Origin of the sequence: Streptomyces sp. NPDC051921, from assembly GCF_040680975.1 — a bacterium.
In the GTDB taxonomy this organism is placed as follows: domain Bacteria; phylum Actinomycetota; class Actinomycetes; order Streptomycetales; family Streptomycetaceae; genus Streptomyces.
The window spans coordinates 94,758-118,454 of the sequence record NZ_JBFAXU010000024.1 but is presented as its reverse complement, the minus strand read 5'-3'; the positions used below and the strand labels follow the sequence as shown (position 1 = coordinate 118,454).

The 23,697-nt window shown below is 73.7% G+C and carries 17 protein-coding genes and 2 pseudogenes; 6 read left to right on the top strand and 13 right to left on the bottom strand.

Features of this window, described 5'->3' with window-relative positions:
• Positions 1-19: 19 nt before the first annotated feature.
• The 3 genes from AB0M16_RS28665 to AB0M16_RS28655 form a co-directional block, all read right to left on the bottom strand.
• Entirely contained in the window at positions 20-2,458 is a 2,439-nt protein-coding gene (locus AB0M16_RS28665) for a serine/threonine-protein kinase (protein ID WP_365347920.1), read from the bottom strand.
• A gap of 117 nt (positions 2,459-2,575) precedes the next feature.
• Positions 2,576-3,073: a transcription elongation factor GreA gene (gene greA, locus AB0M16_RS28660; protein WP_365347918.1), complete on the bottom strand. Its 498-nt coding sequence runs from the start codon at positions 3,071-3,073 to the stop codon at positions 2,576-2,578.
• A gap of 201 nt (positions 3,074-3,274) precedes the next feature.
• Positions 3,275-3,676 (bottom strand): DUF4307 domain-containing protein, encoded by a 402-nt coding sequence (locus AB0M16_RS28655; protein WP_365347916.1) that lies wholly within the window; start codon positions 3,674-3,676, stop codon positions 3,275-3,277.
• Positions 3,677-3,773: 97 nt separating this feature from the next.
• On the opposite strand from AB0M16_RS28655, the gene mca reads away from it, so the two are divergent.
• Together mca and AB0M16_RS28645 are read left to right on the top strand one after the other, a co-directional pair.
• Positions 3,774-4,655: a mycothiol conjugate amidase Mca gene (gene mca, locus AB0M16_RS28650; RefSeq protein ID WP_365347914.1), complete on the top strand. Its 882-nt coding sequence runs from the start codon at positions 3,774-3,776 to the stop codon at positions 4,653-4,655.
• Positions 4,648-4,881, top strand: a complete 234-nt coding sequence (locus AB0M16_RS28645) for a hypothetical protein (protein WP_365347912.1) — start codon at positions 4,648-4,650, stop codon at positions 4,879-4,881. Before mca ends, AB0M16_RS28645 begins: the two co-directional genes overlap by 8 nt.
• An 81-nt stretch (positions 4,882-4,962) precedes the next feature.
• On the opposite strand, the gene AB0M16_RS28640 is transcribed toward AB0M16_RS28645, so the two are convergent.
• Positions 4,963-8,133, bottom strand: coding sequence for a tetratricopeptide repeat protein (locus tag AB0M16_RS28640; RefSeq protein WP_365347910.1), 3,171 nt, complete (start codon positions 8,131-8,133; stop codon positions 4,963-4,965).
• A gap of 329 nt (positions 8,134-8,462) precedes the next feature.
• Here AB0M16_RS28640 and AB0M16_RS28635 point away from each other — a divergent pair, with 329 nt between their 5' ends.
• Positions 8,463-8,858 (top strand): rodlin, encoded by a 396-nt coding sequence (locus AB0M16_RS28635; RefSeq protein ID WP_365347908.1) that lies wholly within the window; start codon positions 8,463-8,465, stop codon positions 8,856-8,858.
• A 239-nt stretch (positions 8,859-9,097) separates the two neighbouring features.
• Here AB0M16_RS28635 and AB0M16_RS28630 read toward each other — a convergent pair.
• Positions 9,098-9,256, bottom strand: a pseudogene (locus AB0M16_RS28630) (Uma2 family endonuclease); the annotation flags it as partial.
• Positions 9,257-9,446: 190 nt separating this feature from the next.
• On the opposite strand from AB0M16_RS28630, the gene AB0M16_RS28625 reads away from it, so the two are divergent.
• Positions 9,447-11,471 (top strand): thioredoxin domain-containing protein, encoded by a 2,025-nt coding sequence (locus tag AB0M16_RS28625; protein ID WP_365347906.1) that lies wholly within the window; start codon positions 9,447-9,449, stop codon positions 11,469-11,471.
• 22 nt (positions 11,472-11,493) lie between these two features.
• On the opposite strand, the gene AB0M16_RS28620 is transcribed toward AB0M16_RS28625, so the two are convergent.
• The gene (locus tag AB0M16_RS28620; protein WP_365347904.1) at positions 11,494-12,534 is read right to left on the bottom strand and encodes an LCP family protein; all 1,041 of its coding nucleotides are present in this window, start codon (positions 12,532-12,534) and stop codon (positions 11,494-11,496) included.
• Positions 12,535-13,024: 490 nt separating this feature from the next.
• Between AB0M16_RS28620 and AB0M16_RS28615 the strand changes: the two genes are divergently transcribed.
• Positions 13,025-13,258: a chaplin gene (locus tag AB0M16_RS28615; protein ID WP_365347902.1), complete on the top strand. Its 234-nt coding sequence runs from the start codon at positions 13,025-13,027 to the stop codon at positions 13,256-13,258.
• Between the two features lie 81 nt (positions 13,259-13,339).
• Here AB0M16_RS28615 and AB0M16_RS28610 read toward each other — a convergent pair whose 3' ends face one another.
• Both AB0M16_RS28610 and AB0M16_RS28605 read right to left on the bottom strand, forming a co-directional pair.
• Complete coding sequence (locus AB0M16_RS28610; protein WP_365347900.1) at positions 13,340-14,605, bottom strand: FAD-dependent oxidoreductase; 1,266 nt, start codon at positions 14,603-14,605, stop codon at positions 13,340-13,342.
• A gap of 61 nt (positions 14,606-14,666) precedes the next feature.
• Complete coding sequence (locus AB0M16_RS28605; RefSeq protein ID WP_365347898.1) at positions 14,667-15,878, bottom strand: ATP-grasp domain-containing protein; 1,212 nt, start codon at positions 15,876-15,878, stop codon at positions 14,667-14,669.
• 413 nt (positions 15,879-16,291) lie between these two features.
• Here AB0M16_RS28605 and AB0M16_RS28600 point away from each other — a divergent pair.
• Positions 16,292-17,134, top strand: a pseudogene (locus tag AB0M16_RS28600) (glycosyl hydrolase); the annotation flags it as partial.
• A 726-nt stretch (positions 17,135-17,860) separates the two neighbouring features.
• On the opposite strand, the gene AB0M16_RS28595 reads toward AB0M16_RS28600, so the two are convergent.
• From AB0M16_RS28595 to AB0M16_RS28575, 5 genes are read right to left on the bottom strand one after another with little or no spacing between them, the layout of a single operon-like run.
• Complete coding sequence (locus tag AB0M16_RS28595) at positions 17,861-19,000, bottom strand: GNAT family N-acetyltransferase (RefSeq protein ID WP_365348000.1); 1,140 nt, start codon at positions 18,998-19,000, stop codon at positions 17,861-17,863.
• Between the two features lie 47 nt (positions 19,001-19,047).
• Complete coding sequence (locus tag AB0M16_RS28590; protein WP_365347897.1) at positions 19,048-19,692, bottom strand: lipopolysaccharide biosynthesis protein; 645 nt, start codon at positions 19,690-19,692, stop codon at positions 19,048-19,050.
• A 10-nt stretch (positions 19,693-19,702) separates the two neighbouring features.
• The gene (locus AB0M16_RS28585) at positions 19,703-20,905 is read right to left on the bottom strand and encodes a glycosyltransferase (RefSeq protein ID WP_365347895.1); all 1,203 of its coding nucleotides are present in this window, start codon (positions 20,903-20,905) and stop codon (positions 19,703-19,705) included.
• Positions 20,902-21,687 (bottom strand): polysaccharide deacetylase family protein, encoded by a 786-nt coding sequence (locus AB0M16_RS28580; RefSeq protein ID WP_365347893.1) that lies wholly within the window; start codon positions 21,685-21,687, stop codon positions 20,902-20,904. Before AB0M16_RS28580 ends, AB0M16_RS28585 begins: the two co-directional genes overlap by 4 nt.
• Positions 21,599-23,329, bottom strand: a complete 1,731-nt coding sequence (locus AB0M16_RS28575) for a lipid II flippase MurJ (protein ID WP_365347998.1) — start codon at positions 23,327-23,329, stop codon at positions 21,599-21,601. Before AB0M16_RS28575 ends, AB0M16_RS28580 begins: the two co-directional genes overlap by 89 nt.
• Positions 23,330-23,697: the final 368 nt, after the last annotated feature.

Sequence of the window (23,697 nt, the reverse complement as noted above, 5' to 3'; positions counted from 1 at the left end):
TAAAAGTCCTCTCAGCGCGTCACTTGGGCAGCTCTACGGAGACGACGGCGCCCTTGTCGTAGACGACGTAGGCGATCCCGCCGACGGGCAGGACCTCGGGCTGCCGGACCATGCGTTCGTAGATGATTCCGTAGTCCGGGTCGCGGGCGTCCTCCTCGGCCCGCGGGCCGGGCGCGCCCCGTACCGGGGTCACCTTCAGGTCGCCGGGCTTGCCGTCCGGCCCGAGCCGCAGGGTGTGGAGGGCAGCGTAGTCGGCGTACACCACCTGGTCGCCGGCGAGCAGGGGCGCAGACCACTTCTGCGCGAGACCGGAGGGCGTGGGCCTGGAGGCGTACGAGGCGAGCTCGCGGCCGTCCTTCGGGTCGGTGACCCTCAGCGTGCCGTCCGAGCCGCCGGTGCGGATGCCGCTCGGTTCGGTGGTCCACTTCAGCTCGAAGGTGACGGCGGCCTTCGGCGTGACCACGTCGGGCGTCAGCTTCCCGACGGGGACGGGCAGACTGCCCTTCGAGGCGAGGGTGGCCGCGTCCAGGAGCCGGAGCTGCGGCTGCTCGCCGTTCCTGTGCGGGACGGTCACGCAGAACGCCGAGGTGCCGACCACCTTCACCGTCTCGCAGTCGCGTGCCTCCCGGTCGGCCTGTCCACGCAGGGTGCCGGTCCTGGCGTCGTACGTGACGAGCCCGCCGTCGCTGAGCGCGTACACCTGCCCCGCGGCGTACGCGACCGGCTCGAAGCCCCGGAAGTCGGAATACGCGATCTCGTCGTTCGTGAGCTCCTTCGACCACAGCGTGCGCCCGTCGGCGAGGGAGTACGCGGCCATGGCGGCCTTGTACTCGCTGGCGCCACCCGCGGGCCGCGTCGCCGCGAACACGATGCCGTCGGCGACGATCGGCCTCGACCCGGTCCCCTGGGTGCCACGGATCAGGTCGCGCTTCTCCCAGCGGACCGCCCCGCTGCGGACGTCGCGCACCTGGAGCTTCCCGTCCCCGGCGAGGACCACGACCGCGTCGTGGACCGTCGGCCGCGTGGCGTCGTCGGTGATCCAGGGGCGGCCGTGGTCGGTCATGTAGCTCCTGCCGCCCCGCTTGCCCCCCTTGAGCCCCGCCTCCCACAACTTCTTCCCGCTCGCCGGATCCAGCGCCTCGTACCACCCGTCCGTCGTCCGGCACACCAGCGCCTTCTCGTTGCCCGAGCAGCCGAACGCCGGCGCCGTCAGCTTCGCCTGCCACGGCTTCCAGCCGGCCGGCCGCTGGGCGGCGCTCTGGGGGACGATCCCCGAGGCGTCGGCGAGGCCGCGGTCGTCGACGCCGGGGATGCGGGGGCCGGCCGGCGGGGCGGCCGTCGTCGGCTGCTTCGGGTCGGCCGGCTGCGGCCACAGCAGGTACGCGCCGAGGCCGCCGCCCAGGACCGCGAGGGCCACCACCGCGGCGATCAGCGCCCGGCGCCGCCGCTTCGGGGCGGGCGCCGCAGGCGCGGGCGCGGGGGCGATCGTCGGCGCGAAGTGCAGGCCGGGCGGGCCTGACGTCACCACGGGGGCGGGGGTCGCCGGGACCTCCAGGAGCGGGCCGCCCGCCGCCACCAGCTGGGCCAGCGCGCGGCCGTACTCGCCGATGTGGTCGAGGACCGGGCCCGGCCACGCCGGGAGGCGCCCGTCGGCGCCGCCCAGGAGGTCGGCAAGCGTCTGCGGGGCCGGGCGGGCGTCCGGGTCGAGCGCCAGGCACGCGGAGATCACGGCGCGCAGTTCCTCCGGGACCCGCTCCAGGTCCGCCTCCGCCTGCGAGACGCGGTAGAGGACGGCAGCGACCGGGCCGTCGCCGAAGGGGTCCTCGCCGGTCGCCGCGTAACAGAGGAGGGAGCCCAGGCAGAAGACGTCCGACGCCCCCGTCACCTTCCGCGCGCCCGCCACGTGCTCGGGGGACATGAACCCGGGCGTGCCGACCATCATGCCGGTCGCGGTCATCGTGGTGGCGCCCTGCGCCCGTGCGATGCCGAAGTCGATCAGGCGCGGCCCGTCGGCGGCGAGCATGACGTTGCCGGGCTTGAGGTCGCGGTGCAGGACCCCGGCCGTGTGCAGGTCGGCGAGGGCGCGGGCGATGCGCGCGCCGAGCGCACGCACCGTGGCGACGGGCAGCGGGCCGCCGCGCCGGACGGCCTGCGAGAGGCTGGGGCCGGGTACGTACGCGGTGGCCAGCCACGGCACCTCGGCGTCGGCGTCCCCGCCGACGGGCGCGGCGGCGTACGCGCTGTCCACGAGGCCGGCGACCTCGATCTCGCGGCGGAAGCGGTCGCGGAAGGCGGGGTCGCCCGCGACGTCGCGCCGTACGGTCTTGACGGCGAAGAACTCACCGGAGGCGTCGCGCCGGGCGAGGTACACCTCGCCCATGCCGCCGGCGCCGAGCCGGGCCAGGACCTCGTACGGTCCGATCCGTCGTGGAGTTCCCTCGCGCAGTGGTCCCAGCATCCGCCCCGTCCCCCTTCACCGGCCGATCCCGAAGATCATTGCATGGGCATGACGAAGGGCCGGCCCCTTTCGCGGGGTCCGGCCCTTCATCGCGCGCAAGGGTGCGCGGAGGACGACTCAGCCGGTGTACGGCTTCGCGCTGAGGATCTTCACCATGGCCATCTTGCCGTTCGGCAGCTCGTACTCCGCGTCGTCGCCGGCCTTCTTGCCGTTGACGCCGACGCCGAGCGGGGACTGCGGGGAGTACGTCTCGATGTCACCGCTCGCGTACTCGCGGGAGGCGAGCAGGAACGTCATCGTGTCGTCCTCGTCGCCGTCGAAGGCGATCGTCACGACCATGCCCGGCTCGACGACGCCGTCGTCCGCCGGGGCCTCGCCGACCTTGGCGTTCTGCAGGAGCTGCGTGAGCTGGCGGACCCGGAGCTCCTGCTTGCCCTGCTCCTCCTTGGCCGCGTGGTACCCGCCGTTCTCCCGCAGGTCGCCCTCCTCGCGCGCCGCGGCGATCTTGGCGGCGATCTCGGTACGCGCGGGACCAGACAGGTACTCAAGCTCGTCCTTGAGCTTGTTGTACGCCTCCTGGGTGAGCCAGGTGACGTTGTCGCTGGTCTGGGTCACAGGTGCTCCTCGTAGGTACTGGGAATACAAAGCATCGCCCTGCGCGAAAGGCTGCCTCTTCAGCATGCGCCTTTCGAGCGGGCGAAACCACGAGCCTAACAATGAGTGGCGAAAAGCGGGAGGACATAAACCACGGGATTCACGTCACCCCAGGTCACCGGGGTGACCCGCCGGGGCTCGTCCCGGGCTCCCTACCCACCGCTACCGGGCCGTACACCCGATGAGCTCGGCACTGGTGGCCCTCGCGGTGGTGCGGATCGTCCAGACCCGGTCGAGGCGGTCGCCCGGCTCGTCGATCCGGACGTCCTTGCGGCCCACCTCGGCCCCGTCCTCGGAACGCGAGCGCAGCGTGCAGACGCCCTTGGCGTCGGCGTCCTTGCGGATCTCCAGATGGACCTGGACCTCGCTGTCGCTCACCACGTCGAACTTGATCATCTCGGCGCTGATCTTGTTGTCGACGACGTAGTACCAGCCGAACCAGCCCATCACGACGAGGAGGGCCGCGCCGAGCGCGGCACCGACGATCTTCAACGTGCGATCGGCGCGCTCGTCCGCGGAGCGCCCGTAGCGCCCCTCGGGCAGGCCCTCGCGCACCGCGCTCATGATCGTTCCTCTCGCCGCAGGGGTGCCGGAATTTTTCCCACCCCCGATTCCGTCACTATAGAGACCTCCCTAGGCGACGAATCACTGAGGATGAGTCTTGACTGAGCAGCTGCGACTGATGGCCGTTCACGCCCACCCCGACGACGAGTCGAGCAAGGGCGCGGCGACGATGGCCAAGTATGTGTCCGAGGGGGTGGAGGTCCTTGTCGTGACCTGCACGGGCGGGGAACGCGGCTCCATCCTCAACCCGAAGCTCCAGGGCGACCCCTACATCGAGGCGAACATCCACGAGGTGCGCCGCAAGGAGATGGACGAGGCCCGCGAGATCCTCGGCGTCCAGCAGGAGTGGCTGGGCTTCGTCGACTCGGGCCTGCCGGAGGGCGACCCGCTGCCCCCGCTTCCCGAGGGCTGCTTCGCCCTGGAGGACGTGGACGCGGCCGCCGGCGAGCTGGTCCGCAAGATCCGCGCGTTCCGCCCCCAGGTCGTCACGACCTACGACGAGAACGGCGGCTACCCGCACCCGGACCACATCATGACCCACAAGATCACGATGGTGGCCTTCGACGGCGCGGCCGACACCGAGAAGTACCCGGAGGACGAGTTCGGCCCGGCCTTCCAGCCGCAGAAGCTCTACTACAACCAGGGCTTCAACCGCCCCCGCACCGAGGCCCTGCACCAGGCCCTGCTCGACCGGGGCCTGGAGTCCCCCTACGGGGACTGGCTGAAGCGCTGGGACGAGTTCGAGCGCAAGGAGCGCACGCTCACCACCTTCGTGCCCTGCTCGGAGTTCTTCGAGATCCGTGACAAGGCGCTGATCGCCCACCGCACCCAGATCGACCCCGACGGCGGCTGGTTCCGGGTGCCCATGGAGATCCAGAAGGAGGTCTGGCCGACCGAGGAGTACGAGCTCAGCAAGTCCCTCGTCGCCAGCAGCCTCCCCGAGAGCGACCTCTTCGCGGGCATCCGGGACAATGCCTAGCATGAGCGCACACCTGGCACTGACCCAGCTCGCCCCTCTCGCCGCCAAGGAGCTGGACGAGAACAAGGTGACCCCCGGCGTCCTCGGGTTCGTCGTCTTCGCCGTCCTGGCCCTGGCCGTCTGGGGTCTGATGAAGTCGATGAACCGCCACATGCACAAGATCGACTTCGCTGAGGCCCCGGACCCGGCCGCCGCCGGCGCCGCCCCCGAGGGCACGAAGAAGTAGCGGCGGCGCGCGTTCGGGCCCCGGGACCGCCCGGGGCCCGAACGCGCGCCGTCCGGGGCCGGTACGCGACCGGCGCCCGCCCTACGCCACCTCGACCGGCACGCCCAGCACCTCCCGCGCGTGCCGTCCCGGCACCATGCCCAGGGACCAGGCCGGCCAGTCGGCGTCGGGCGCGGTGCCGCGTTCCAGGACCAGGGCGTAGGCCTCCGCACAGTCCTCCAGCCGGGGATCGCGGGCCGGATGGCGGGACTCGGCCAGAGCCGCGAGCTCCTCGCGGGCGGCGGCCGCGTCCGGCAGCAGCGTGCAGCGGAGGAAGCGGGCCCAGTCGGAGCCCCTGCGGTCGCCGTACGAGCCGAAGAGCCGGTCCGCCTCCTCGCACAGCTCCCGGGCCTGGGCCACGCGGCCGTTGCCGGCGTCGACGATCGCCAGCTCCAGGCAGGTCCACGCCTCGCCGTGGGCCACCCCGATGCGGTGGAAGTCGGCCCGGGCGTCCATCAGGAGCTGACGGGCGAAGCCGGAGTTGCGCAGGTTGCCGGTCCGGGCGGCCCGCTGGTCGCGGGTGACCCGCCCCGCGTGATGGCGGGCGCATGCCAAACCGTAGACGTCGCGCATCCGCGAGAACATGCTCCGGGCCCGCTCCAGCTCCCGTACCGCCTGGTCCCGGTCACCCCGCTCCTCCAGCGCGTGCCCCAGGTAGTACAACGTCCAGGCCTCGCCCCGCGCGTCCTCCTGCTCCCGGTGCCGGGACAGCGCCTGCCGCAGCCCGTCCACCGCGGCCACCGCGTCCCCGTCGACCAGCCGCGCCCGGGCCAGCTGGGTCAGCGCCCACGCCTCGCCGCGGCCGTCGTGCGTGCGCCCGTACTGCTCGAGCGCCTGCCGCAGGTCCTCCTCCGCCCGCGCCACCTCGCCCGTCCGCAGCGACACCTGGCCGCGCTGGAAGTGCGCCCAGGCCTCGCCGTGCAGCGACTCGTGCTCCCGGTGCAGCGCCAGCGCCCGGTCGAGCAGCGCCAGCGCCTCCGCCAGATGCGACCGGTCCCGCTCGACCGCCGCCAGCGCGTGCAGGGTCCAGCCGCGGTCGGCCGCGAGCGACTCCGGCTCCTGCAGCGCCAGCGCCTCCCGCAGCCGGGCCGCCGCCTCCGCCAGATTGCCCTGGTGGTGCAGGGTGATCCCGAGCGAACAGAGCGCGAGCGCCGCGCCCGCGTCCTGGTGGGCCTCCTGGTAGAGCGAGACCACCGAGGTCAGCGTCGTCCGCGCCTTGTCCAGCTCGCCCAGTTGCCGGGCCGCGATACCCGTCCGCCACTGCACGGACCGGGACAGCAGGCCCTGCCCCACCGCGTCCGTCAGCTCGTTGATCTCGCCCAGCCGGTACAGGTCGCCGCGCAGCAGGCAGTAGTCGCAGAGCGCGCCGAGCAGATCGAGCACCGTCTGCTGGTCCACGCCCTCCGCGTGCCGCAGCGCCGCCGTGATGAAGCTGGACTCCTCGTCGAGCCAGCGCAGCGCCGCCTCCAGCGAACCGAAGCCGTGCCCGTCGAAGCGGGCGGCGCGGTTGACGCGGGTCGACATCTTGCCGTCCACCATCCGGATCACCGCGTCGGCGAGCTCCGCGTAGTTACGGATCAGGCGCTCCTGCGCCGCCGCCACCTCCGCGGTGTCCTCCTCCGCCAGCCGCGCCGCCGCGAAGCCCCGCACCGCGTCGTGCAGCCGGTACCGCTTCCCGCGCACGTGGTCGAGCAGCCCCGCCCGGGCCAGCTCCTCCAGCAGCCGCGCACCTTCGGCGCCCGGGCCGCCGAGCAGCGCCGCCGCCGCGGCCGCGCCCAGCGAGGCCCGCCCCGCGAGCGCGAGCCGGCGCAGCAGCCGCCGCTCGTCCTCGCCGAGCACCTGCGCGTAGCCGACCGCGAGCGCCCGCTCGACCGGACCGGCCTGCGCCCCGGCCGCCTCCAGGGACGCGCCGACCTCGGCCACGGTCCGCCCGCCGAGCAGCGCGCCCGCCGCGCGCAGCGCCAGCGGCAGACCCCCGCACAGCTCGCGCACCCGGTCGAGGCCCGCGCCGCCGGACACCCCCTCGACGCCCCTCACCGCGCCGAGCAGTTCCTCCGCCCCCGCGGCGTCCAACGCCGTCACCGGCAGCACGTGCACCGAGGCCGGCACGTCCGCGCCCAGGTCGAGCGGCTCCCGGCAGGTCACCAGGACCAGGCTGTCGGAACGTTCCGGCAGCAGCGTCCGCACCTGCTCCGCGTCCACCGCGTCGTCCAGGACCAGCGTCACCGCGAGCCCCGTCACATGCCGGTGGTACAGCTCGGAGAGACGCCGCACCTGCTGCTCCGCCGAGGCGCGCTCCCGGAACAGCAGCTGGTCGCGCGGCGCGCCCAGCCGGTTCAGCAGGTGCAGCAGCGCCTCCCGCGTCGTCAGCGGCTTCTCGCCCCGCGTGGCGCCGCCCCGCAGGTCCACCACGCACGCCCCGCGGAACTGGTCCCGCAGCGCGTGCGCCGCCCGTACCGCGAGCGTCGTGCGCCCCGAGCCGGCCGCTCCGGGCAGGAAGACCACCGTCGGCCGGGTCGTCGTCGCCGCCCGGCCCGCCTGCACCCACTGCGTGATCTGCGCCAGCTCCGCCCGCCGCCCCGCGAACGGGCCGTCCGGCTCCGGCAGATGCCCGAAGGACTGCTCCAGGACCGTACGCCGCCGGGCCGCCGCACTGCGGTCCATGCCCCGCAGCCGCTCCACCACCTTCTGCGGCGACTGCCCCGCCGTGCCGAGCAGCACCCGCTGCTGCTCCAGGAACGGGCGCACGCCCCGCACCTCCAGGGCCGTCAGCCAGCCCAGCCGCAACTGCTCGACCCCGCCGGGCCGGCCCGCCGCCCCGGCCCTGCGGTGCGCGGCCACCCGGCGTCCCGCCCCGGCCTTCAGTGCGGCCGCCGCGGCGCCGGCCACCGCGACGACGGCGCCCGCGCCGAACGCCGTGCCCGCCGCCGTACCGAGGGCCAGGTCGCCGCCGACCGCCGCGGCGGCCGCGACGGCGGTCACCACGGCGGGCGTCGTCAGATCGGCCGGCGCGTCCGGGCCGGCCTCCGCCGCCTCCACCGCCCGCAGGTAGGCCGCGTACTCCTCCGCCGCCGATTCCGCGATCGTGTCGAGCGCGGCCCGGCCGCGCGACAGGAGCGCCGCCGCGTCGAGGCGGCCCTCCGAGCGCCGTCCCTCTTCCTCGACGGCCCGTGCCAACAGCCGCTCGGCCTCAGCCCGGTGGCTGTCCCGCATCCGCGTTCCCCCTCCGCTCGCCGGCCGCTCCCCGGGACGCGCCTGGGGCGCGCTCCGGCTCGCTCCCGGCTCGAACAGTCCGGCCCCAAGTGTGCTGCGGGACGCGCGCCGACGCGAGGGATCGGCACCACGGGCCGGTGATCCCAAGGGATCCCGCCCGACCGGGCAACGCACCGAACGGCTGCCCGTCGACCGCCCGTCCGATGGCGTTCATGTGCCGAATACCGCGTCCGGGTGACGCCCCGGAACCAATCCTTCCCCGGGCAGTTGATCAGGACGCTTCGGTCAACGGAGCAGTTCCGGGCCATCGAGCTCAAGAAGGAAGACTCGTGATCAAGAAGGTTCTTGCTACCGCTGCTGTTGCGGCCACCGTCGCCGGCATGTCCGCGACCACGGCGATGGCGGCCGGTAACGACGGCGGCAGCGCCAACATCATCGGCAACCAGTCGAAGCAGTCCATCGGCAGCAACTCCACCGGTGGCTACATGAGCCCGAACTTCGGTCTCGTCAACGGTGGCGTCCTGCACTGCTTCGACGTCCAGAAGGTCGAGGCCCAGGTTCCGATCGGCGCCCTCATCGGTGTCCCGATCGCCGTCCAGGACGTCCTCGGCAACCCGATGTCGAACCAGACCTGCACCCAGAACTCCGTGCAGCAGAAGGGCGACGACGCGCTGTCGCACATCCTGGGCGAGGTCCTCTCCCAGAACGGCAACGTCGGCGGCTGATCTCCCCAGCCCCTCGGGCGGCCCCGTTCCTCGCAGAGCCAGTGCGAGGAACGGGGCCTTCCCCGTATCCGTGCCCCGTTCCCGCCCGGTCCACCCGTGGCGTACGGGCGGTGTTTCCCCCGACGCGACGATCCCGCGTGCGCGAGGGTGGAAGCATGCCGAACAGTCGTTCCGTAGTGCGGGCCGGTGCGTGGGGGCGGGGCATGCCCCGCCGACTCGCGCATGCCAGGCCCCCGCACCTCCGACCCCGGGGACACGACCTCGACGACCAGGAGCACGTGCTCGGGGCGGGTGGGCATGAGGTCGATGGTCTCTGCCCGGTGGACGATGACGTCCGGACGGCGGTTGGTGAGCGGAACGTCTTGCAAGCGGACGTCGAAGTCCGTGTCCGCGTTCCACCTCCTTAGAGGAGCCAAGGCAGGTCCCGTTCTGCTGCGCCCAGCCCACTGTTCCGAGATGCCGGGTCGCCCGACACTCAAGCAGGAGGAGTCGCCCACCACGTGATGGCTCACACGTGCAATTCGGCCACGTGAGGCGGGCGGGTCAGGGTTTCGCCGGTCGCGCGAGGCGCTGTGAGAGGGTGGGCGTATGAACCGGTTGGCTGGTACGACCTCGCCTTATCTGCTTCAGCACGCCGACAATCCGGTCGACTGGTGGCCGTGGGGACCCGACGCGTTCGAGGAAGCGAAACGGCGCGATGTACCCGTTCTGTTGTCGGTCGGATACTCCGCGTGTCATTGGTGCCACGTGATGGCCCACGAGTCCTTCGAGGACGAGACCACCGCGGCCCTGGTCAACGAGCACTTCGTGGCCGTCAAGGTCGACCGCGAGGAGCGCCCCGACGTCGACGCCGTCTACATGGAGGCCGTGCAGGCGGCCACCGGTCAGGGCGGCTGGCCGATGACCGTGTTCCTCACCCCGGACGCCGAGCCCTTCTACTTCGGCACGTACTTCCCGCCCGAGGCGAAGCACGGCATGCCGTCCTTCTCCGACGTCCTCGACGGCGTCTCCCGCGCCTGGACCGAGCGCCGCGACGAGGTCGGCGAGGTCGCCGGGAAGATCGTCAAGGATCTGTCGGCCCGCTCCCTCGCCTTCGGCGGCGACGGCGTCCCCGGCGAGGCCGAGCTCGCCCAGGCCCTGCTCGGCCTCACCCGCGAGTACGACGCCACCAGCGGCGGCTTCGGCGGCGCGCCCAAGTTCCCGCCGTCGATGGCACTGGAGTTCCTGCTGCGCCACCACGCCCGTACGGGGGCCGAGGGCGCGCTGCAGATGGCTGCCGACACCTGCGAGGCGATGGCCCGCGGCGGCATCTACGACCAGCTCGGCGGCGGCTTCGCCCGCTACGCGGTGGACCGCGCGTGGGTCGTGCCGCACTTCGAGAAGATGCTGTACGACAACGCCCTGCTGTGCCGGGTGTACGCGCACCTGTGGCGGGCCACCGGCAGCGACCTGGCCCGCCGGGTCGCCCTGGAGACCGCCGACTTCATGGTCCGCGAACTGCGCACCCCCGAGGGCGGGTTCGCCTCCGCGCTCGACGCCGACAGCGACGACGGAAGTGGCCGGCACGCCGAGGGCGCCTACTACGTGTGGACCCCCGCGCAGCTGGCCGCGGTCCTCGGCGAGGACGAGGCCCGCTACGCCGCCCGGTACTTCGGCGTCACCGAGGACGGCACCTTCGAGCACGGCTCCTCCGTGCTCCAGCTCCCGCAGGACGCCGGCGTCGCCGACGCCGAGAGGATCGCCTCGATCAAGCGGCGCCTGCTGGCCGCCCGGGACGAGCGCGAGCGCCCCGGCCGCGACGACAAGATCGTCGCCGCCTGGAACGGCCTCGCGATCGCCGCCCTCGCCGAGACCGGCGCCCTCCTCGACCGTCCCGACCTCGTCGACCGCGCCACCGAGGCGGCCGACCTGCTGGTCCGGCTCCACCTCGACGACTCCGCCCGGCTCACCCGTACCTCCAAGGACGGCCACGCGGGCGCCAACGCCGGGGTCCTGGAGGACTACGCCGACGTCGCCGAAGGCTTCCTCGCCCTCGCGTCCGTCACCGGCGAGGGCGTGTGGCTGGAGTTCGCCGGCTTCCTCCTCGACATCGTCCTCGACCAGTTCACCGCCGAGGGCGGCGCCCTCTACGACACCGCCCACGACGCCGAGCCGCTGATCCGCCGCCCCCAGGACCCCACCGACAACGCCACTCCCTCCGGCTGGACCGCCGCCGCCGGAGCGCTCCTCTCCTACGCGGCGCACACCGGTTCCGCACCGCACCGCAACGCCGCCGAGGCGGCCCTCGGCGTGGTCAAGGCGCTCGGGCCGCGCGCGCCCCGGTTCATCGGCTGGGGCCTCGCCGTCGCCGAGGCCCTGCTCGACGGGCCGCGCGAGGTCGCCGTGGTCGGCGCCCCCGACGACGAGGGCTTCCGCACCCTGCGCCGTACCGCCCTGCGGGCCGGCAGCCCGGGCGCGGTCCTCGCCGCCGGGCTGCCCGGCGGCGAGGAGTTCCCACTGCTCCGGGACCGTCCGCTGGTCGACGGCATGGCCACCGCCTACGTCTGCCGGCACTTCGTCTGCGACGCGCCGACGACGGACCCGGAACTGCTCGCCCGCAAGCTCGGCCGCTGACCGGCGGCGGGCGGGGAGGGGACTACGGGCACAGGGCCGAGTCCCCTCCGTAGGGTGCGTACTCGCCCAGCGGGGTGTGGCTCTGCGGGACGGGGCGGGCCTTCGGCAGGCCCTTGTCCTCCCGCAGGTGTGCGAAGACCTCGTCGGCGTACTCCTCGTCCCACGAGATCGTCGCGCCGACGCCGGGGATGAGCGGGTTGATGGTCTTGATCGGCACGGTGGCGAACTCCGTCTGCTCGGGCGTGAGGTTCCGCAGCCGTGCCGCGAGCTCCAGCAGCTCCGTCGTGCTGATGCCCCGCTCGACGTCCGCCGTCCCGCGCAGGGTCTCGATGAACCCGCCGAGCCGGTCCGTGCCCTCGAACAGGTCGGTGCGGATCGTGCGCATGGTGTTGACGATGAACCGTTGCTGCTTCTTGATCCGCCCGAAGTCCGCCTGTCCGTCCGCCTTCCGCGAGCGGACGTACTGGAGTGCCTCGCCGCCCGCGACCGTGCGGGTGCCCGGCGCGAGGTCGAGGCCGGTGCTGGGGTCCTTGAGGTGCCTCGTCGTGCAGATCGGCACGCCGTCGACGACGTTCACCGTGTCCATGAACCGGCGGAAGTCGATCTCGAGATAGCGGTCGACGGGAACCTTGGTCATCGCTTCCACCATCTCGATGGCGAAGGACGGCCCGCCCTCCTTCCAGGCCGCGTTGAGCTTCGCCTGGTGCGGGGGGAGCGTCTCGCCGGTGTGCCGGTCGAGGTGCTCGGGGAAGTCGCTGAGCGAGTCCCGGGGCAGGCTCACCACGCTCACCCGGTCGTTCCCGGCGGAGACGTGAACGAGCATCATCACGTCGGTGCAGCCGCAGTCCTTGTGGCCGAGGTGGTACTTCGTCCGTTCTTCCGGGGTGACCCCGGCCCGGGAGTCGATGCCGACGAGCAGGATGTTGAGGCCGCTCTGGGGCGAGGGCAGCGGATCCGGCGCCGCGGCGACCGCACCCGAGCCGAGGGCCACGAGCGCGGTGGTCAGAAGCAGCAGGCGACCTCTGCGGGAGCGGGGTCGGGGGACCGGTCGGGAGGAATTCATGCCGGAACGTTAATTCGGCCCATCTCGCACACAGGTACGCGACGCGACATGGACAGGCCGAATCACTCTCCTGCTGGCGCTGTGCCATGATGCCGGAACCCAGAGGAAGGAGCGAATATGGCGCCCGATCCCGGGAAATGGGAGCGGATGGCCTTCATTCCGAAGAGCCGATATGTGCCCGACCCGCCGCCCGCCGACAGGGAACCGTTTCCGGTCTATTCCCTGCTGGCCCATCAGTGGTTGCAGGCGGGACGGGCCGTTCCCGGCGTGCCGGACCGCGAGTGGGAGCGGCTCATGAGAACACCTATCTGGCCCCGTTGACCGGTGCGGGGCAATCCAATGGAGTGAAGAACGCCGTTGGCCAGATCGACCGGTTTCCTTTTCGTGGCAGGGTCGTTGTGAACTGTGCAGCGGAAGGCGGGGGCCCTGGCGCACCCGTGCATCACGAAAGCCGTGAATTCTCCTCCGCCGCAGAAAGGATCCAGACGAAATGAAGTGCAAGAAGGCTGCGGTCGCCGTCGCCGGTCTGTTCATGGCCCTGGGTGCCGCCGCCCCCGCGATGGCCGACTCGTACGCCGACGGTTTCGCCATCGGCTCGCCCGGCGTGCTCTCCGGCAACGTGGTCCAGGTTCCGATCCACGCCCCGATCAACGTCTGCGGCAACTCCGTGAACATCATCGGCATTCTGAACCCGACCGCGTTCAACACCTGCGTCAACGCCTGACGCTCCGGTGCTCCGACATCCGTCGGAAGGGGCCGGCCCCGGGAAGTGACCACCACGCTCCCGGGGCCGGCCTCCGCCGTGTCAGGGGGCCGCGGCGGTCACCCGCTCCTCGCCCGACCGCGGACGGACGGGCGCCGCCCCGCGCCCGGGGGCCCGCAGCCGTTGCCGCACCCCCTTCACCAGCCTCCCGGCCGTGTAGCCCGCGCCGAACACGAAGCGCATCGAGGGCCCGTACGAGGGCGCCGTGAGCAGTCCGGCGAGGAAGAGCCCCGGCCACGAGGACTCGAACAGGGCCCCGACCTCCGGCGCCCCGCCCGCACCCACCCGGCGCAGCCCGTCCCGCAACACGGGCGCGAGCACGTCCGCCCGGTCCAGGCTCGGTACGAAGCCGGTGGCCGCGACTACATGGTCGGTCTCCACGACGCCCGTCGTCCCGTCCGTCCCCGCCACCGCCAGCCTCAGCCGCTCGTCGGCGGTCACCGTGGCCGCCGCCACCCGCTGCCCCAGGCGCACGTCGTCGACCGCGGCGAACCGCTCGCGCAGCCACCAGGCGCCGGCCGGGCCGAGCGCCGAGTCGAAGAGCCGCTCCCGGGTCGCGGCCGGCAGCCTCCGGAAGATCCCCGGAGTGTCCGCGTACAGCCGGTTCTGCCAGCCGCAGCCGAGGCCCGTGTGCGGGGCGCGCAGCGACTGCCAGGGGCCCCGGTCGAGCGCCGGCGGCACGGTGTTCCAGTTCAACCGGTCGGCCCGGGCCAGGATCCGCACCGTCGCACCCTTCTCGGCGAGGATGGCGGCGGTCTCCAGGGCCGCCTGGCCCGCGCCGATCACCGTGACGTCGCGGCCGGCGAAGCCGTCGAGCTCGCCGTGGTGGCTGGAGTGGGTGACGTGACGGCGGGGCAGTCCGCGCAGCGGCCCGGGGATCTCCATGAACGGCAGCACCCCCACGGCGAGCGCGACGGTGCGGCAGCGGACGGTCTCGCCGTCCTCCGCGGTGACCGTGAAACCGCCGCCGTCGGCGGGCGCGACGGTGCTGACGAGCCGCTCGTCGAGCGGGGGCACCGCCTGGCGGGCGAACCAGTCGCCGTACCCGGCGAAGAAGCCGACGGGCAGCGGTACGCCGTGCTCGGCGCGGACGCCCTGCGTGGCCGCGTAGGAGTCGAGCCCGTACGCCCCCTCCGGGTCCGAGAGGTGCGAGGCCCACGGCTCCGACTTGAGGAACATCGCCGACGGCATGGCGTGCCAGGACTCCATGGGCCGGCCGAAGGTGCGCAGGGAGAGGCCCTGCGCCGCCGCGTGGGCGGCGACGGACAGGCCGTAGGGGCCCGCTCCCACAATCACCAGGTCGTACATCGTGCGTTCCGCCTTCTCAGGTCTCGGAGGCCCGGACGGGGGTCCGGGGGGACTCGGGGTCTCACCGTCGGGTCATGCGGTCGTGGGGGCTGCGGGCCGGCGGCGGCGCCGTGGGGGCGGGCCGGCGTGCCGGGCGCCCGGCACGGAGCAGCCGGCGGAGCGCCGACAGGCCCTTGCGCAGGGCGTGCGCGCACCAGGAGCGCAGCATCGCGAGTGCCGGGCCGAGGTCGTCGGCGGCGAACCAAGCCGCCTCGCCGCCGCCCCGCGCTGCCGCGTACCGACGGCGCGGCGAGGACAGGAACGACAGGGCCGCGTAGTTCTCCACGACGAAGCGACGCCCGTACGCGGGGCGATGTGTGGGCACCGGGCGGCCGGTGAGGTCCAGGTGCATGGCCCGGACCACGTCGAGCCCGGCCCGGTCGGCGAAGAGCCGGAACTGGGCGCCGGGCCGCGGATTGAAGTCGAGCAGGTGGTAGGCGCCGGTCGCCCGGTCGAGCCGGAAGTCCAGGTCGCACACGCCCCGGTAGCCGAGCGCCGAGAGCAGCTCCCGGGCCAGGGCGTCCACCACCGGGTTGGCGGTCCAGCGGCCCACCGCGGTGAGCCCGGCCCCGTCGGGCCAGGAGCGCTCCTTGCGGCCGGTGGCCCCCGTCGAGCAGCGTCCGCCGGAGTCCACGTAGCCGTGGAAGAACCAGTCGAGCCCGCGCCCGGCGGGCAGCAGCTCCTGGAGCAGCAGCCGGCTGCCGGCCTGCGGGGTGCGCCGGTACAGCTCGCGGACCTCGGTGAGCGAGCCGACGATCGCGGTGCTGCGCAGCCCGCCACCGGTCGGCAGCAGCCAGGGTCGGCTCCACTTGGCGATCACCGGGAGGCCGAGCGCCCAGGCCATCGAGGCGGCCTCGTCGGCGCTGGTGGGGAGTTCGGTACGGGGGTGGGGCAGGCCCAGCGCCCGGCAGGTCGCGGCGAGCTGGGCCTTGTCGGCGACCCGCGCGAGCTGCTCCGGGGACTGGTCGGTCAGCAGGAAGCGCCCGGTGAGCTCGGGTCGGCACTCGGCCAGGGACAGGGCCGTGATGTCGTCGAGGGGGACGAGCAGCGCGGGATGTGACGTGGTGTCGGACAGCTCGTCGGCGACGCGCAGCAGCAGCCGGGTGAGCTCGGCGGGCGAGGGCACGGCGGGACGTGGGTGGGCGCCGCGGAGGTAGCGGGAGCGGACGACCGGACTGGAGAGCGATTCGACCACCGCGTGCACCGCGATGCCCGCCCGCCCGAGGGATCGCACGGCGCCGAGCGTGCCGTGGTGGAAAGGGTTGTGGTCGAGCCGCACAAGGACCGCTGGGACGCGGGTGTCAAAACTCGGCACGGCATGTCCTTCGTCTCGGGTGCCCCAACTGGGCGATGAAGAATCCTCTAATGGACGATTGATCAGATCCAAGCCGAGTTCTCGGTCGGCTCATTAGGAATACTTTCGGAACATCGGATTGACGGACCATCACGCGGCACGAGAGAGAAGGAGCTGCCATGGTCAACCGAAAGAAGAGAACTTCGAGAAGATGGCTGGGGGTGATCACCGCCGGTCTCCTCGCCTCAGGTTCTGTCGTGCTGTCGTCTCCCGCTCACGCGCAGACTCGGCCTCACGTCGCCGAATCCGAATCCGTAACGACCAAGGACCCCCAACCGACTCTGTCCAGTGCGATGGGGGCCTTCCTGGAATCCGGACCGCTCGGGGTGGCCCGGATCAGTCAGCTGGAGCGGTGGCTCGGCGGCCGTGAGCTGCGGGTCGGTCACACGTACCTGCCGGGCGACCTCTGGTCGAACATCGAGAGTCCGCCCGGCTTCCTGGACGCCTGGGCGGCCTGGCGGAACGAGCGGACCGACCGCCTGTTCGTCCTGAACGTGCCGATGCTGGAGCGGAACGAGGCCGGGGTCTCCGACTACGAGGTCCGCCGCCAGCTCCAGCTGGGCGCCGCCGGCTACTACGACCACCACTTCCAGCGGCTCGCCCGGCGCCTGGTCGACCTCGACGCCACCGACACCGTGATCGTCCTCGGCTGGGAGATGAACGGCACGACGTACACGCACCGGTGTGCGCCCGATCCGACGGCGTGGAAGAAGTACTGGACGCGCATCGTGACCGCGATGCGTTCCGTGCCGGGGCAGAAGTTCCGTTTCGACTTCAATCCGAGCCGGGGCCGGGACGCCGTTCCGTGGACGGAGTGCTATCCCGGCGACGACGTCGTCGACATCATCGGCATGGATTCCTACGACCAGCCGCCGGGATCCAGTTTCGACGAACACGTGCGCGAGCCGTACGGGCTGCAGGCGCAGGTCGATTTCGCGGCCGAGCACAAGAAGCAGATCTCCTATCCGGAATGGGGCCTGTTCCGGAACGGAGACAACCCCGTCTACATGCGGCGCATGATCGAATGGATGCAGCAGCACAAACCGCTGTACCACACGATCACCGACTACTGCCCGCACGGCGTCTGGCAGTGCGACGACAACCCGAAGTCGTCGGAAGTCTTCCGCCAGATGCTGTACGGCGCGGAGCCGCAGGTCCCGACCGACCCTGTCGACCCGGTGGACCCGACGGACCCGGTGGACCCGACCGAGCCGACGGACCCGACCGACCCCGTCGACCCGACCGACCCCGTCGACCCGACGGACCCGGTGGACCCGGTGGACCCGACGGATCCGACCGACCCGGTGGACCCGACGGACCCGGTGGACCCGACCGACCCGACAGTCCCGGTGCCGAAGCCTGAGCCGAAGCCTGAGCCCAAGCCGGAACCGAAGCCTGAGCCCAAGCCCGAGCCGAAGCCTGAGCCGAAGCCCGAGCCCAAGCCCGAGCCGAAGCCGGAACCGAAGCCGGAACCGAAGCCGGAACCGAAGCCCGAGCCGAAGCCGGAACCGAAGCCCGAGCCGAAGCCGGAACCGAAGCCCGAGCCGAAGCCGGAACCCAAGCCGGAACCCAAGCCGGAACCCAAGCCTGAGCCCAAGCCCGAGCCCGTCTGCTGGACCCTGAACCTCGGTTCATGGGTCGAGAGCTGGATCGGCGGTCCGGTCTGCGTCCCCAAGGACGACTCCTGGAACGACTCCTGGAAGGACTCGGTGAAGGAGTCCGTGGAGCAGTCCGTCAAGGAACCCGCCAAGGAGACCGGCAGCAGCTGGAAGGAGAGCCTGGACCTCGACTGGAAGGGTGCGCTGAAGGGAGTCTGGCCGTTCTGACCGGCCCCTGACGGCCCCCCACGGCGGCGGAGGAGCTCATCCTCCGCCGCCGTTCGGCGTCCCTTGCGTCCCTTGCCTCCCCTGCGTCCCCCGCCTCCGGCCGAGCGCCCGGCCCAGCCACTCCCGTTCCCGCACCTGCCGGGCCGCCCAGCGCCGCCCGTCCGCCGCGCCCGCCCTCAGCCACAGCAGCGGGGCCGTGGCCGGTCCCGCGAGCATCAGGCGCTGGTTGGGCACGGTCTCGGGCCGCCAGTGGTGCTTGTACGGCTCGGTGCCGCGCAGCATGCTCAGCGTCGCCCGACCGCTCGCGCTGGTCTCCCGCGCCCCGTGGCGCAGCAGCATCGCCGCCACGTCCACCTTGCGGGCCCGCAGCGCCGGATCGGCGCCGTACAGATAGCCGCCCGCGAGCCGCGGGGACATCAGGGTGAGGTCCGCGCACACCACGTCCCCGTCGAGGCGGAACTCGGTGACCATCGCGTCGCCGCGCTCCACCATCGGCCGTACCGCCCGCGCCAGGTGCTGGGCGAACCGCTCGCTGGTGTGCTCGACGGTCACCCCCCGCCCCCGCCACTGCAGTTGATGGAGGGCGAGCAGGCGCTCCAGGGCGGCCGGCACCTCGGGTCCGGTGACGACGCGCTCGTCGATGCCGAGCGCGTCGAGCTTGCGCAGCTTCGCCCGGACCCGCTGGGCCTTGCCCGACGGGATGCGTTGGAGCAGGGCCTCCATCGGTACGGCGGGCAGCTCCAGGCACAGCGAGTCCGCGAGCCGTCGCCGCGGACCCCGCCAGGCCTCGTAGACCCGCTCGACGGCCGCCCCGGGCCGTACCTCGCGCAGATCGACCACCGCGCCGTGCGCCGCCCGGGCCATGGCCGCGGCCAGCGCGGGCGCCGCCTCGGGGCAGCCGTCGTCGAGCAGCACGTCGGTGAAGTCGGTGATGGCACCGCCGAGCTGGGTGAGCACCGGCAGCGGGCCGGACGCCCGCAGCAGCGGCGCCGCCGCGACGAGCGTGCCGTCCGCCCGCCGCACGAGCACCACCCGCAGGGCGCCAGGCCGCCCGTACGACAGCCACCACGAGTGCAGCCACGCGTGGGACTGGAACGGCGTGGCCGAGGAGCAACGGGCGTACAGCCGCGTCCACTCGGCGCCGAGCCGCCCGAACTCCGCGCCGTCCCGGCACACCTCGGCGCGCAGCGCGGCGGCCGGCCCGGTGAGCGGCGGTCTGCCGGTCACACCGCCTCCGGTTCCGGCTGCGCCGCCGTCGACGGAGCCGGCACCGCCGCCTGCCGGGAGTGCCGGGCCTCGGTCCGCACGGCGCGCTTCGGCCGGACGAGCAGTGCGAGACCGCCGAGCAGCCCGCCGCCGCACGCGCCGACCAGGGCCGACAGGGTCGCCGACGGCGAGACCGGGGCGACCGGCTTGGTCGCCCGCGAGAACTGGACGACCTTCACACCCGTGTTCCCGGCGACGTGCGAGCTGTTGGTGACCAGGGCGCGGGCCACCCCGTCGGCCATCGACACCGCGGTCGACGGCTTCGCCGACCGCGCGGTGATCGAGATCATCGGTGCGTCCGGCGAGGTCGCGGCCTGCACGCTGGAGCGCAGCGTGGCGGCCGAGACCCCGGCCCACACCTGGGCGTCGCCGGTCACCGCGATGTCCGTGGCGACCCGGCCGTACGCCTGGGCGAAGCCGAGCGCGGCGGCCGGGTCGGACTTCTCGGCGGGCACGACGATGACGTAGCTGGTCGCCGCGTACTGCGGGGTCTTCACGGCGCCGTAGCCGCCGCCGAGGGCCGCGCCGGCCAGCACGGCGGCCGGCAGCACCATCCAGCGGGCGGGGGTGGGGAGGAAATGACGTGGCGGTGTCGTGGTCATGGTGCAGCTCTCACTTCACGGAAAGGTGGGGGCCGTGGACGGCCTGGTGGTAGAGGGTCAGCAACTGCCGGGCGCTGTGCGCGATGTCGTAGCGGCGGACGGCCTCGGGCGGCGGCAGCCGGTCCGGCCGGGCGGGGTTCCCGGCGTCCCACGTGCCTCCCGCGTTCCCGGAGCCCCGGGCGCCCCGGGTGTCACGCTCCGCGAGGAGCTCGCGCAGGGCGCCGATCAGCTCGGGCACGGACGGGCCGATCCGGCGCGCGCCGGGCGCCGCGCCGGCCGGCAGGTCGTCGATCGCTGGGCAGGCCACGTACAGCGCCGGCAGACCCGCGGCCAGCGCCTCGACGACCGCCAGACCGAAGGTCTCGTCGGGGGAGGTGGACACGAAGACGTCCATCGCGGCGAGCAGCGACGGCAGGTCGGGCCGGCCGCCCGCCGGGCCCGTCGGCGGATCCGGCACGGCGCCCGCGAGCAGCACCCGGTCGGCCGCGCCGCACTCCCCGGCCAACCGCAGCAGCTCCGCCCGCCGGTCGCCCTCGCCGACGAGCAGCAGCCGTGCCTCCGGTACCGACGCCACCGCCCGGACCAGCCGGTCGAACCGCTTCCCGGCGGCGAGCCGCCCCACCCCGCCGACCACGAACGCGTCCGCGGGCAGCCCGAGCGCCGCCCGGGTCGTCGCGCGAGCCAGCGGGTCGAAGGCGAAGCGATCCGTCTCGATGCCGTTCGGCACCACCCGGATACGGGCCGGGGCAACGCCCCAGGCCGCCAGCCGGCGTGCCACGCTCGGTGACACGGCCACGGTGGAGGTGCCGAGGCGCTCGGTCGCCAGATACAGCGCCCGGGTGCCCGCCGACAGCGGCCGGCCCTCGATCTGGACGTCCCCGAGGGAGTGCTCGGTCGCGATGACGGACCGCACCCCGGCGAGCCGGGCGGCGGGCCTGCCGTACACGCAGGCCCGGTACAGGTGGGTGTGGACCAGGTCGTAACCGCCCTGCCGGATCAGCCGGGTGAGCCGGGGCAGCGCACCCACGTCCCGGTTCCCGGTCATGCCGAGGTGGGCGACCGGGACGCCGTCCGCCTCGATGCCGTCGGCGACCGCGCCCGGGTTGGTCAGGGTCACCACCCGGCTCTGCACCGGGAGGTGCCGGAGCAGCAGCCGCAGCTGCTGCTCGGCGCCGCCGATCCCGAGGCCCGTGATGACATGCAGCACCTTCACGACAGCACCGACCGGGCCGGGCCGCTCCGCGCGGGAACCAGATCGGCGGGGCGGCGGCGCCGCAGCGGATGGAGCACCCGCTTCGCGGTGAGCCGCCAGGAGGTGTCCTCCTCGCCGACGTGGATGCGGGGCAGCGCGTAAGCGCCGGACAGCGGGCCCGGGTCGATCGCGCAGGCGTACGCGTAACCGGCCTTGCGCACGGCCCGTACGGCCCGCGCGTCGACCGCACCGTACGGGTAGCAGAAGCCGTCCACCGGGCCGCCGGTGATCTCCTCGATCATCTCCCGGCTCTGCCGGGTCTCGGCAGTGAGCGTGGTGTCGTCGGCGCCCACGAGGGAGACGTGGTCCAGGCCGTGCGAGCCGATCTCCATGCCCGCGGCGGCCGCCCGCCGGATGCCGTCCTCGTCGAGGAGCGGCTTGCGCGGGCCTTCCACGTCCCAGGCGTTGGCGCCGCCGAGCCGCCCCGGCAGCACGTACACCGTCGCCGTGAAGCCGTGCCGGCGCAGCAGCGGCATCGCCGACTCCAGGAAGTCGGCGTAGCCGTCGTCGAAGGTCAGCCCGACCAGGCCGCGTTCCCGCCCCTCGGCGGCCGCCGCGAGCAGCTCCCGTACGGACACCCCGCGCAGCCCGCGGTCGCCCAGCCAGTGCAGCTGCCGGGCGAAGCGCACGGGGGAGACGGTCACCTTGTACGGGTCATCGGAGGCGTCCGCGATCGAGTGGTACATCGCGACCCACAGGGGTGGCTTCGGCAGCAGACGACGCAGCGCGGCTGGGGCGGGCATGGGGGGTCCTTCGGCGGGAGGAGCGGGGCAGGGGCGGGATCTCGGGCGCCTTGGCGGCGCACGCGACGAACAGCAGGAAGACGCCCATCACCACCACGGCGGCGACGGCGAGGGCGAGCACGGGCGGCCCGACCAGGACCGAGCACAGCCAGCCCGCGCCGGTGGCCCAGGCGCCGGCGGTGGCCAGCCGCAGCAGGCCCTCGCCGAGCCTGCGGACGTCGACCGGGACGGACTGGCGGTGCGCGCCGAGCAGCAGCATCACCGCGGTCAGGGTGATGCCCAGCGCGTTGGCGCCCGCGATGCCGGCGGCGCCCCACAGACGGGCGCCGACCGCCCCCGTGACGGCGGTCACGGCGAGCCCGGCGCCCATCGCGGCGGCCGGGTACCAGAGCGGGCGGGCGGCGGAGAAGTAGCAGCGGACCAGGGCGCCCACCATCGTCTGGCCGAGCAGCCCCAGCGCGTACACCCGCATGACGGCGGCCGTGGCGGCCGTGTCGGAGCGGTCGAACGCGCCGCGCTGGAAGAGGATCTCGACGATCTGCGGCGCGGCGGCGATCACCGTCGACGCGCCGACCAGGACCACGACCGCCGCCAGCAGCAGGTCCCGTTCCACCCGGCGGCGGGCCGCCTCCGCCTCGCCGGCCGCGAGGGCGCGGGCGACGACGGGGAAGCTGACCGTGCACAGCATCAGGGAGAGGATCATCGGCATCTGCGCGACCTTCTGCGCGTAGTTCAGATGCGAGATGGCGCCGGCCGGCAGCGGCGAGGCGAGGAACCGCTCGACGAGGATCTGCGACTGCCGGGACAGCGCGAACACGACGACCGGCGCGATCATCCCGAGCACGAGCAGCCGCCCGTCGCTCGGCGGCGCGGGCCGCGGCTCCTCCTTCGGCACGGGCCGGGTCCGCAGCTCCCGCAGCAGCGACGGCGCCTGGACGAGCACCATCAGGATCCCGCCGACCGCGACGCCGGCGGCGGCGGACCGCACCCCGAGCGGCTCGCGCAGCACCAGGGTCGTTCCGATGATGCCGACGTTGTACGCCACGTAGATCGCGGCCGGCGGCAGGAACGAGCCGTGCGCGCGCAGCGCCGCCGAGCAGTACCCGGCGAGCGCGAACGACAGCACGCAGGTGGCCGTGAGCCGCGTGCAGTCCACCGCGAGCTGCGGATCGGGCAGGCCGGGCGCGAGCGCCGACACGAGGAGCGGCGCGAGGGCGACGAGGAGCGCGGCGACGGCCGCGACGGTCAGCACCAGCCGGGGCAGCGTCGTCCGGACGAGTGCACGGACCGGGTCCCCGAACAGCGTCCCGGCCCGCCGCGCGAGGGCCCGTGAGAACGCCGGTACGAGGATCAGCGCCATCGCGTCCTCGATGAGCAGCGTCGACGCGAACTCCGGCACCGTCCACGCCACGAGGAAGGCGTCGGTCTCGGCCCCCGCCCCGAAGTACCCGGCGAGGATCTGGTCCCGGACCAGCCCCAGCACCGCACCGACAGCGGTCAGTACCGCCGTCACCACGGCCGCCCGCAGCAGGAACCGCCCCGACGGCGACCGGCCCCCCTTGGGGCGTGCGTGCCGCGCCCGCCCGACCGCGGCGCCGCCGGCCGGCGGCGACGGCGGGTACGGCCGTGGCGGCGCACCCAGGGTGCCGAGCAAGGGCGCCCGGGTGTCGGCACCCGCGACGGGCCGCGCCCCGAGCCCGAGCGGCCGCCCGCCGAGCAGCGGGGGCCGTGGTCCGGTCGTCGCGTCGAGCAGCGCGTGCCTCTCGGGCTCGTCGAGGCGCGGCGCCCGCTCGTGCGCGACCCGCCGCACGGCCCGCGCCCCGGCCGGTGGCCGGCCCGCCCGCGCCGCGCGCCGCACGGCGGGACCGCTCCCGTCGCACCGCGTGTCCGTCGGCACGCCGCCCGCCCACGGATCGGCGACGAGCAGGTCCACGGGCACGTCCGCGGGCCCGGACCCGCCCTCCCGCCGCCTGTCCGCGGCGGAGGCGCGCGCGGCGGCGGGACCCTCCG

Excerpts from the sequence above, each read along its gene's own strand:
- AB0M16_RS28580 (WP_365347893.1), bottom strand. The coding sequence starts at position 21,687 with ATGCCCGCCCCAGCCGCGCTGCGTCGTCTGCTGCCGAAGCCACCCCTG.
- AB0M16_RS28620 (WP_365347904.1), bottom strand. The coding sequence starts at position 12,534 with ATGAATTCCTCCCGACCGGTCCCCCGACCCCGCTCCCGCAGAGGTCGC.
- AB0M16_RS28640 (WP_365347910.1), bottom strand. The coding sequence starts at position 8,133 with ATGCGGGACAGCCACCGGGCTGAGGCCGAGCGGCTGTTGGCACGGGCC.
- AB0M16_RS28645 (WP_365347912.1), top strand. The coding sequence starts at position 4,648 with ATGCCTAGCATGAGCGCACACCTGGCACTGACCCAGCTCGCCCCTCTC.
- AB0M16_RS28665 (WP_365347920.1), bottom strand. The coding sequence starts at position 2,458 with ATGCTGGGACCACTGCGCGAGGGAACTCCACGACGGATCGGACCGTAC.
- AB0M16_RS28625 (WP_365347906.1), top strand. The coding sequence starts at position 9,447 with ATGAACCGGTTGGCTGGTACGACCTCGCCTTATCTGCTTCAGCACGCC.
- AB0M16_RS28590 (WP_365347897.1), bottom strand. The coding sequence starts at position 19,692 with ATGACCACGACACCGCCACGTCATTTCCTCCCCACCCCCGCCCGCTGG.
- AB0M16_RS28610 (WP_365347900.1), bottom strand. The coding sequence starts at position 14,605 with ATGTACGACCTGGTGATTGTGGGAGCGGGCCCCTACGGCCTGTCCGTC.
- AB0M16_RS28655 (WP_365347916.1), bottom strand. The coding sequence starts at position 3,676 with ATGAGCGCGGTGCGCGAGGGCCTGCCCGAGGGGCGCTACGGGCGCTCC.
- AB0M16_RS28615 (WP_365347902.1), top strand. The coding sequence starts at position 13,025 with ATGAAGTGCAAGAAGGCTGCGGTCGCCGTCGCCGGTCTGTTCATGGCC.